This window comes from Bartonella sp. AP58NXGY (assembly GCF_042195785.1).
Classification (GTDB): Bacteria; Pseudomonadota; Alphaproteobacteria; order Rhizobiales; family Rhizobiaceae; genus Bartonella.
Genome location: NZ_JBHIOY010000234.1, coordinates 1 through 730 on the forward strand (window position 1 = coordinate 1; position 730 = coordinate 730).

General features: G+C 38.8%; 2 pseudogenes. Both read left to right on the forward strand.

What is annotated here, in order from left to right:
* Positions 1–362, forward strand: a pseudogene (locus tag ACFINC_RS10650) (mechanosensitive ion channel family protein); the annotation flags it as partial.
* A 70-nt stretch (positions 363–432) separates the two neighbouring features.
* Positions 433–730, forward strand: a pseudogene (locus tag ACFINC_RS10655) (Na/Pi cotransporter family protein); the annotation flags it as partial.

Sequence of the window (730 nt, forward strand, 5' to 3'; positions counted from 1 at the left end):
AAAAAATAGCAGAAATCGATCAATGGAATGCACAATTAGATAAAAATCACGATGTTGTAGCCAATACGCGCCGTTTAACTAACATTGGAACTTTTCGCGCTTATGTTTTTGCTTATCTACAACAGCATCTCAACATCAACCCCAATATGACCTTTATGGCCCGACAATTACCCCCTACAGAAAATGGTTTACCCTTAGAAATCTATTGCTTTACGAATACCACCGTTTGGCTAGACTACGAACAAATTCAAGGAGATATTTTTGACCACCTTTATTCCATTCTTCCCTTTTTTGGTTTAAAGGTTTTTCAAAATCCTAGCGGTTCTGATTTTAATCAAGTATTAAAAGCAAAAGCAAAGTAAAAAGAATAAACTTCAAGTTATCAATTTTGAGTTAACCCTATTCATAAACAAAAGAGAAAGAAAAAGTATCATGAATGGCTCATTGGTACTCCTCCATCTTGCTGGTGCAGTTTCTTTACTTCTCTGGTCCACACGTATGGTGCGCACAGGAATTGAACGCGCCTATGGTGACAGACTTAAATATAACATGCGCCACGTCATTTCAAAACCATTGTTTGCTGTAAGCTTTGGACTTTTTACAGCGATGGTTTTACAGAGCTCTACAGCCATAACGCTTCTCGTTGGTTCCTTCGTTGAATCTGGTTTTGTCTCTGGAGTAGCAGGACTTATGGCTGTACGTGGAGGAGAGTTAGGATCAGCACTCGTTG